Origin of the sequence: Azospirillum sp. B506 (genome assembly GCF_000333595.1) — a bacterium.
GTDB lineage: Bacteria > Pseudomonadota > Alphaproteobacteria > Azospirillales > Azospirillaceae > Azospirillum.
In genome coordinates, this window is record NZ_BADK01000627.1 from 1 (window position 1) to 8227 (window position 8227).

Here is an 8227-nt window from a genome sequence, read left to right on the forward strand (position 1 = left end):
GCCAGGAACCCTTCCGACATCGTCAGCACATGGCCGTCGGTGTCGGGATCGAAGCGGAAGCCATGCACCACTTGCGCCGGCACCACGATCAGGGCCGGCGCGCGGAAGCCCACCTCCCCCCCGTCCGCGGTCAGCATTCCGCCGCCTGCGGTGACCAGCAGGGCATGGCTCAACCCGTCGTGGCGATGGGGGCGGACCTCCCAATTGTGCAAGCGCATCCGCTCCGGAATCGTCTCGATATGAACGAAGCGCAGCTCCGGCAGCGCCGGCGGTTCGCCATACAGCCAATAGCGGGGAATGGGTTCGGTGCTGTGGATGGAATGGGCGGACATCGCACGAACTCCGGCGGGCTGCACGGCAGACAGGCGATGAAAAGTACAAGCCTTTCGCCGGTTCGTCTATGTCCTGCCATCAGCGCCATGAATTAGCATGAAAAATAACATTTGGCGCACAAAGCAATCCGTCGGGAGCAGCGCCGCAGCTTTGCCGAAAGGGCGAGAGACATGCACCCCACCAAATCGACACGCACCCCGGTTGGCCGTACGCAGGTCGCCATCGTCGGTGCCGGCCCGGCCGGCCTGTTCCTGTCCCATCTGCTGCACCGCCAGGGCATCGAGTCGGTGATCCTGGAGCACCGCAGCCGCGAGGAGATCGAGGGAACCATCCGCGCCGGCGTGCTGGAACAATGGGTGGTCGACCTGATGAACGACATGGGCCTCGGCGGCCGCATGATGCGGGAGGGCCATTTCCATTCCGGCATCACCCTGCGCTTCGACCGCCGGAGCCACCACATCGACATGGCGGAGCTGACCGGCGGCAAGCGCGTCACCGTCTATGCCCAGCACGAGGTGATCCGCGACCTCGTCTCCGCCCGGCTGGAGGATGGCGGCACCATCCTGTTCGGCGTGTCCGATGTGCAGTTCCACGATCTCGACGGCAAGACGCCGAGCGTCCGCTTCCGCCGCACCCCCGACGGACCGCTGGAGGAGTTGCGCTGCGACGTCGTCGCCGGCTGCGACGGCTTCCACGGACCGAGCCGGCAGGCGATCCCCGCCGCGACGCGGACCGAATACCAGGTGGTCTATCCCTTCGGCTGGCTCGGCATCCTGACCGAGGCACCGCCGTCGCACCCGGAACTGATCTACGCCAACCACGAGCGCGGTTTCGCCCTGCTCAGCACCCGGTCGCCGGAGGTGCAGCGGCTCTACATCCAGGTCGATCCGAAGGACGACATCGCCAACTGGTCCGACGACCGCATCTGGTCCGAACTGCACCGCCGGTTGGAGGACGAGAGCGGCTGGTCCCTGCAGGAGGGGCCGATCTTCCAGAAGGGCATCATCGCCATGCGCAGCTTCGTTTGCGACCCGATGCAGCATGGCCGCCTGTTCATCGCCGGCGACGCCGCCCACATCGTGCCGCCGACCGGCGCCAAGGGGCTGAACCTGGCGGTCGCCGACGTTCTGGTGCTGTCGCGCGCCCTGACCGCCTACTACAAGTCCGGCACGACCGCGGGGTTGGAAGGTTACAGCGCCACCTGCCTGCGCCGCATCTGGAAGGCGGAGCGCTTCTCCTGGTACATGACCACCATGCTGCACCGGAACGAGAAGGAATCACCCTTCGAGCAGCGCGTGCATCTGGCGGAACTGGACTATCTGGTGCATTCCCGCGCCGCCATGACGGCACTGGCGGAGAATTACGTGGGGCTGCCGATGGACTGAGGGGAAAGCCGCGCCTTCCACCCCCCGGAATTCCCCCGGCCACCCCCTGGCCGTCTCCACAGCTCCACACCATCATCCCGTCGACCGACAGCCACAGGAAAGGCCCGACGCGATGAAGCAAGTGATGTTCGTGGAACTCGGCATGGGGGTGATCTGCATGGCCAGGACGTGACCAAGGCGCCATCCGCGCCGTGCGCAACGCCATCGAGCGCAATCGATGCCCGGCATGCGGGCGCTGGTCGACGGCGACACCGGCAAGATGCAGGTGCCCGTCACCTTCGCCGTGCCGGCCGATGCCGACCGGCTCGACCACGCGGCGGTGAAGGCGGTCTTTCCCTACGGCGCGGTCAGCATCCATGTCACCATCGGCGGCATGCTGGCGCCGAGCGGCATCTTCCTGGCCGACAAGAACGACCGCAACGAGCAGATCTACGTCGTCAACGCGGCGGTCGAGGTCGGGATCTGATACCGGCGCAATTCTCCCAGCCCTGCCCGGCCCTGGGTAATTTCCTTCAATACCCGCCCCCGCCCGACCCGCGACAGTCACCGGCCTGACCTTGATCCAACACAGGAAAAGCCGGACATGACACGTTGCGCCTTCATCATCGACCATGCCCTGCCGCCGGGGCTGGTCGCCAACACCGCCGCCGCCCTGTCGATGACGCTGGGGAAACTGCGGCCCGATCTGGTGGGCTGCGACCTTCAGGATGCCGACGGCATCGGCCATCCCGGCATCACCACCATCGTGATGCCGATCCTGGTGTCCGATGCCGAAGGCTTGCGCGCGCTGCACCGGCAGGCGGCGGACCGCGAGGCCGAGGGGCTGGGCGTGGTCGGCATGACCGACATCGCCCAGCGCGCCAGGAGCTACGACGATTACAGCCGGCGCCTTGCCGCCACCCGGCAGGAGGATCTGCGTTATCTCGGCCTCTGCCTGCACGGCCCGGCGGCGCTGGTGCGCTCGCTGACCGGCTCGCTGCCGCTGCTGAAATAGGATGGCGGCGATGCTGACGGGCGCATGTACTGGCCGGGCGTGGCGGCGACATGGCGTTTGAAGGCCCGCTGGAAATGGGCCTGATCGGCGAAGCCGGCATCGAGCGCGACCTCCACGATCGGCCGGCCGCGCTGCAGCTCCCGCCGGCCGAACTGGATGCGGCGGTTGATCTGGTAGGCGTGCGGGGTCAGCCCGTAGCGCGCCTTGAAGGACCGCACCAGATAGGAGGGCGACAATCCCGACACTTCGGCGATGTCGGCCAGCCGCAGCGGTTGCGTGCAATGGGCGGAGATGAAGTCGGCGGCCCGGTCCAGCGCCGCATGCCCGCCGTCTTCGTCCACGGCGGACGGCACCCCGCCCAGCGCCTGCCGTAGCCCGGTGAAGAAGGAGCGGACCGCTTCCGCCCTCTTGAGACTGCCGCGGTCGGGGCCGGCGTCCGGAGCGAACAGCACAGCGAACAGCCGGTCCAGCCGGCCGGCCAGTTCCGGATCGCGGCTCAGACGCGGGGCGAAGGCCCGGAAGGAGGTTTCCCCCTCGACCGCCGCCAGCCACGCGGCATCGGCATACAGCATCCGATAGGACCAGGGCCGGCTGTCCAGCGGGTTGCAGGCATGGGCCTCGTCCGGGTTCATCAGCACGACGGTGCCCGCGGCGATCCGGTGGCACTCGGCACCGATGCGGAAATCGCTGACGCCGCCGGTGACCAGCCCGATGGAGAAGGTCGGATGGCTGTGCCAGCCGTAGCAGACCCCCTGCCCGTCCTCGATGCTCCGCGCCTCCAGATGCGGAAATGCCGGATCCCGCCAGAAGCGGTGGATATTCCTCGATGCGCGCGCCATGCCGGCCTTGTCCTGCCCGGAGATGTCCCGGCGGCGATCTTATGGCAGGAGGCACCCGTCTGCCATAACATCGCCGCCCGCCGACAGGATGGGGTCAGCCCGTCCCGCCGCGCATCTTGGCCGGCGACACGCCGAACCAGCGGCGGAAGGCCCGGCTGAAGGCGCTGACCTCCGAGTATCCCAGCAGCGCGCCGATGTCGGCGACCGGGACATGGCGCTGGCGGATATAGACCGCGGCCAGATCGCGCCGCACCCCCTCCACCAGATCGGAGAAGCTCAGCCCCTCGTCGGCCAGCCGGCGCTGCAGGGTCCAGCGGGCGATGCCCAGCCGGTCGGCGATGTCCTCGACATAGGGCGGGCCTTCCGGCAGCCGCGCCCGCACCTCCGCCTTCACGCGGTCGAGCAGCGGCGGCGTGCCGGTGCCGCGGGCGATGTCGATCAGCGTGCCGCACAGCCCGGTCAGCCGCGCCATGTCGCCGCCGGGCATGCGGCGGTCGAGATTGCGGTCGCGCAGCAGGATGGCGTTGGTGCGCTGGCCGAAATGGGCGGGGGCGTCGAACAGCGCCTCATGCTGGCGCCAGCCCTCCGGCCGGGGATGCTCGAAATGCACCTCCTCCGGCATCCAGTGCGGGCCGAGGCAGGCGCGCACCACGTTGGCGAACATGCCCATGGTCAGTTCGGCATCCTGCCGCCGCTCGACGATGCAGCCGTCGAGGATGCGGTATTCCAGCCGCAGCAGGTCGCCCTCGCGGACGAAGCGCGTTTCGGTCGCCTGCTGGTGGAAGGGGAACAGCCGGGCCAGATGGTCGAGCGCGGCCCCCAGCGTCGGCGCTGCCAGCGCGATGGAGCCGATCAGCCCCAGCATGTCCGGCTGGAACTGGCGGCCGAACATCAGCCCGAAATTGTCGTTGCCGGTCTCCGCCGCCGCCACCTCCATCATCGCCACATAGGCGCGGAGGTCGAGCGCCAGCATCGGTTCGCCCAGCGCCCGTTCCTCCACGCCTGCGCGGTGGAACACCCGGTCGGGGCAACCGCCCTGGGCGGCGATGAAGCCGGACACCCCGGACGCGGCGGCGGCCAGGATGTTGTGTTGCCCAGTTCCTGTGCGGCCCGCGCCAAGCTGGCCGGCAGTTTGCCCAAGAGTCGGTCGGTGCGGCGTCATGACACAGCCCCTCGCAGCCGTTTTGCCGCAACGCAGCAAACATCGTGCCGGACGTCAGGCTGCCAGAGACCGTTCGTGTAGGAAATTGTACGATAGAGCTACGAATTGGCGGCGGGCGGCAAAGTCAGGAGGAGCCGACCGACGATGCTCCTCAAACCGCCGCCGCCATCCCCCCGCCGCCCGAGGCGCTGTTCTCGCGATGGCAGTGCCGCAGCCGGAAGGCGGTCACCAGCGCCAGCACGCCGAAGGCGATCAAGTAGGCCGCCACCCCCCAGGCGAGGGCCAGCAGGCCCAGCGCCGGCAGCACCCACAGGCTGAGACCGAACAGGATCGACAGCGCGCCGGCCACGCCCCAGGCCCATTTGCCGTGGGTGCGGTCCATGCGCCACGCCCCCATCACCTCGGCGAAGCCGGTGACGACCGACCAGGCGGCGATCAGGAAGACCAGGGCGAACAGGCTGGCGGCCGGCCACAGTGCGGCGACGATGCCGGCGACCAGGCTGACCGCCCCCTCCAGGATGAAGGGCAGCGCGCGTTCATGATGGCGGGACGCCCGGATGCCGGCCAGGATGGCGAAGACGCCGTCCAGCAGCAGATAGGCGGAGAAGGTCAGCGCCAGCGTCGCCACCGTGACCCCCGGCATCAGCAGGGCCAGCACCCCCAGCAGGATCGCCGCCGCCCCGCGCAGGGCCAGCGCCCACCAGTTGCGCGCCAGCAGCCTGTTCATGCTGCGCAGACGGCTTGCGGCGTCGAGTCCCGACCGGCCGTTTCCGGTCCGCTCCGCCTGATCGTAGGACATGGAAAACCTCCCGCGGCCACCCCGTGGAATGACAACAGGAAACGCGGGGTTTAGTTTCCCGCTCACCGCCGGCCGCTCAATTGTTGCGGCCGAAATCCGACCCGCGCGCCGGCTCCTTGAAATAGAACATCTCGCGGTCGAAGGTGACGTCGGTCCGCGGGTTCATCAGGGCCACCTCGGTGGTCAGTCCCTGGGCATCCAGCACCCGCCATTTGCGCAGCTGGAAGGGACGGTCCTCGAACACCAGCGTCAGGCTGCCCTTGCCGGCGTCCTTGGTCTCCAGCAGGGTCACCTCGATGACGCCGGGGGCCTGGTACACATCGGTGACGGTGACGTCGCCGGACAGGCGGATGGTCTTGCGCAGGATGAAGTCGGCCAGCGTCGATCCGATGGGGGCGCTCGACTGCTGGCGCATCTCGCCGTCCCAATAGAAGACGAAGCTGCCGTCGGCGACGATGAAGTCCTTCAGCGGCCGGTCATATTCCAGCCGCATCCGGCCGGGCCGCCACAGATAGAAGGTGCCGGTCGCCTGCCGCCCGTTCGGCGCCACCTGCAGGAACTTCGACTGCAGGGTGGTGATGCCGTTCAGATACTCCTCCACCTTGGCGACGACCGCCTGGTCCTGCGCCGACAGCGAGACGGGGGTGGCCGGCGCGGCGGCGGCGGCGGCGGCGGGAGAGAACGCCGCCGGCAGGGGAGCCAGGAGGCTGGCGAACAGCAGGGCGGTGGAAAGGCGGCGAAGCACGGTCTTCATCCTTGGTCGTTCGGAGCCCGAATCCTTGACCGGGCGGTATGGCGGACATAAGGCGTCCGCCCCCGGCTGCCAAGGATTACCGCTGCCAGTTCAAAATGGCTGCTTACAGTGGCTGGCCCTTGATCATCCGCGGCAGGTCGCCGACGACGCCCATGGCATGCTTCATGAAGAAGCGCTTGACCGGCGGCAGCCGGTTGATCACCGCCATGCCCAGGTCGCGCGCCAGCTTCACCGGCGGGATGTTGTTGGAGAACAGATGGACCAGCCCGTCGCACACCGCCGCCAGCAGCACGGTGTCGAAGCGGCGCCAGCGCTGGAAGCGGGCCAGCACCCCCGGCCCGCCGACATCCAGCCCCAGGCGGTAGGCATCCACCACCACCTCGGCCAATGCCGCGACGTCGCGCATGCCGAGATTCAGCCCCTGTCCGGCGATGGGATGGATGGCGTGCGCCGCCTCCCCCACCAGCGCCAGCCGGTCGGCGATGAAACGGTCGGCCAGCAGGACCGACAGCGGCCAGGCCTCGCGCTTGGTCAGCAGCGTGATCCCGCCGAGATAGCCGCCGGAGCGGCGCTGCAGCTCGTCGATGAACTGGTCGTCGGGCAGCTTCAGATAGGTGTCGACCAGCGAGGTCTTCTCGCTCCACACGATGGAACAGCGGTTGTCCGTCATCGGCAGCACGGCGAAGGGTCCGTTGGGCAGGAAATGCTCGACCGCGACGCCCTTGTTCGGCTCGGTGTGGCGGATGGTGCAGATGATGGCGCTCTGGTCGTAGGACCAGCGCCGCACCCGGATCCCGGCGCTGTCGCGCGCCATCGACCGCCGGCCGTCGGCGCCGACCAGCAGCCGGCCGCGCACCGTCCGTCCGTCGGCCAGCCGGAACGACACGCCGGAGCGCGTGCGCTCCACCGTCACCGCCTTGGCCGGCGCCAGATGGACCAGACCCGGCAGTTCCGCCGCGCGCATGAACAGGGCGTGGCGGATGTCCTTGTTGTCGAGGATCCAGCCGAAGGGCTGGTTCTTGCCCTCCATCGCCAGTTCGGTGTGGTCGTAATGGATGAACAGCGGCGAGAACTGGTCGGCGATGCGGATGTCCAGCATCGGGCCGGCCTTGTCGGCCATGTGATGCCAGACGCCCGCCACATCCAGCACCATCTTGGAGGCGTAGGAGATGGCGGTGGTGCGGATGTCGAACTCCTGGCCGGCCATGCGTTCGGGGCTGTCCCGGTCGATGCAGACCACCGGCACGCCGGCGCTGGCCAGCGCCGCCGCCATGGTCAGCCCGGCCAGGCCGCCGCCCAGCACCACGACCTCCGTCGTGATGTCGCCGCCCTGCGGGGGAACGGTCGCGTTGCCCGATTCGGTGCCCGGTACCGCCATGATGCTCGCTGTCCTCTCGCCTTCTGGTCCTGTGCCGCGGTCGCCGCACGGTCAGACAATTGTCGCACCGCGGCGTCCTGTCCAGTGTCCAGTCCCAGCTCGGCACACACCGCCTGCCGGACAGATTGTCGCTGAATGATTTTTGGGCATATGCCGCCCTTTTGGGCGCCCAATCAACAGGCATATTCCCATCGTTGCAGCGCATTTCAACCGGCACGATTCTTGTAATCGTTGCTTTTTGCGGTCGACGCGAACAGGCTTGGGCCAACGGCGGGGGAACGGGTCGGTGTCGGTCCGGACCGGAACCGCAACGGGGAGGCCTCGGCCTTATGCACGCGGCCGGAACAACGCTTTAAGGGGAAGCCACATGAAACTGGTTATGGCCATCATCAAGCCGTTCAAGCTCGACGAAGTGCGCGAGGCGCTGACGTCGCTCGGGATCCAGGGCCTGACCGTCAGCGAGGTCAAGGGCTTCGGCCGCCAGAAGGGCCAGACGGAAATCTACCGCGGCGCCGAATATTCCGTGAGCTTCCTGCCCAAGGTGAAGGTCGAGGTCGCGGTCTCCGACGACCAGTAGAACAGG

Annotated in this window: 9 protein-coding genes and 1 pseudogene; 4 read left to right on the forward strand and 6 right to left on the reverse strand. The window is 68.2% G+C overall.

What is annotated here, in order from left to right; all coding sequences use genetic code 11:
* On the reverse strand, window positions 1-332 hold a 332-nt coding region (locus I71_RS18585), incomplete at its 3' end, for an AraC family ligand binding domain-containing protein (protein WP_042696324.1).
* A gap of 171 nt (window positions 333-503) precedes the next feature.
* Between I71_RS18585 and pobA the strand changes: the two genes are divergently transcribed.
* The 3 genes from pobA (at window position 504) to I71_RS18600 (ending at window position 2712) form a co-directional block, all read left to right on the forward strand.
* Window positions 504-1718: a 4-hydroxybenzoate 3-monooxygenase gene (gene pobA, locus I71_RS18590; protein WP_042696325.1), complete on the forward strand. Its 1215-nt coding sequence runs from the start codon at window positions 504-506 to the stop codon at window positions 1716-1718.
* Window positions 1719-1935: 217 nt separating this feature from the next.
* Entirely contained in the window at window positions 1936-2184 is a 249-nt protein-coding gene (locus I71_RS18595) for a Lin0512 family protein (protein WP_244433910.1), read from the forward strand.
* 117 nt (window positions 2185-2301) lie between these two features.
* On the forward strand, window positions 2302-2712 hold the full coding sequence (locus I71_RS18600) for a DUF2000 domain-containing protein (RefSeq protein ID WP_042696326.1): 411 nt from the start codon (window positions 2302-2304) through the stop codon (window positions 2710-2712).
* Here I71_RS18600 and I71_RS18605 read toward each other — a convergent pair.
* The 5 genes from I71_RS18605 to I71_RS18625 all read right to left on the reverse strand — a co-directional run bounded on the left by I71_RS18605 (window position 2637) and on the right by I71_RS18625 (window position 7644).
* Complete coding sequence (locus I71_RS18605) at window positions 2637-3551, reverse strand: AraC family transcriptional regulator (protein WP_042696327.1); 915 nt, start codon at window positions 3549-3551, stop codon at window positions 2637-2639. The genes I71_RS18600 and I71_RS18605 overlap by 76 nt on opposite strands.
* Before the next feature lie 94 nt (window positions 3552-3645).
* Complete coding sequence (locus I71_RS18610; RefSeq protein ID WP_083897243.1) at window positions 3646-4713, reverse strand: AraC family transcriptional regulator; 1068 nt, start codon at window positions 4711-4713, stop codon at window positions 3646-3648.
* A 151-nt stretch (window positions 4714-4864) separates the two neighbouring features.
* On the reverse strand, window positions 4865-5512 hold the full coding sequence (locus I71_RS18615) for an HdeD family acid-resistance protein (protein WP_042696328.1): 648 nt from the start codon (window positions 5510-5512) through the stop codon (window positions 4865-4867).
* Between the two features lie 76 nt (window positions 5513-5588).
* Complete coding sequence (locus I71_RS18620; protein WP_042696329.1) at window positions 5589-6266, reverse strand: outer membrane lipoprotein carrier protein LolA; 678 nt, start codon at window positions 6264-6266, stop codon at window positions 5589-5591.
* A 103-nt stretch (window positions 6267-6369) separates the two neighbouring features.
* Entirely contained in the window at window positions 6370-7644 is a 1275-nt protein-coding gene (locus I71_RS18625) for a UbiH/UbiF/VisC/COQ6 family ubiquinone biosynthesis hydroxylase (protein ID WP_042696330.1), read from the reverse strand.
* Between the two features lie 367 nt (window positions 7645-8011).
* On the opposite strand from I71_RS18625, the pseudogene I71_RS18630 reads away from it, so the two are divergent.
* Window positions 8012-8215 (forward strand): annotated as a pseudogene (locus I71_RS18630) (P-II family nitrogen regulator); the annotation flags it as partial.
* Window positions 8216-8227: the final 12 nt, after the last annotated feature.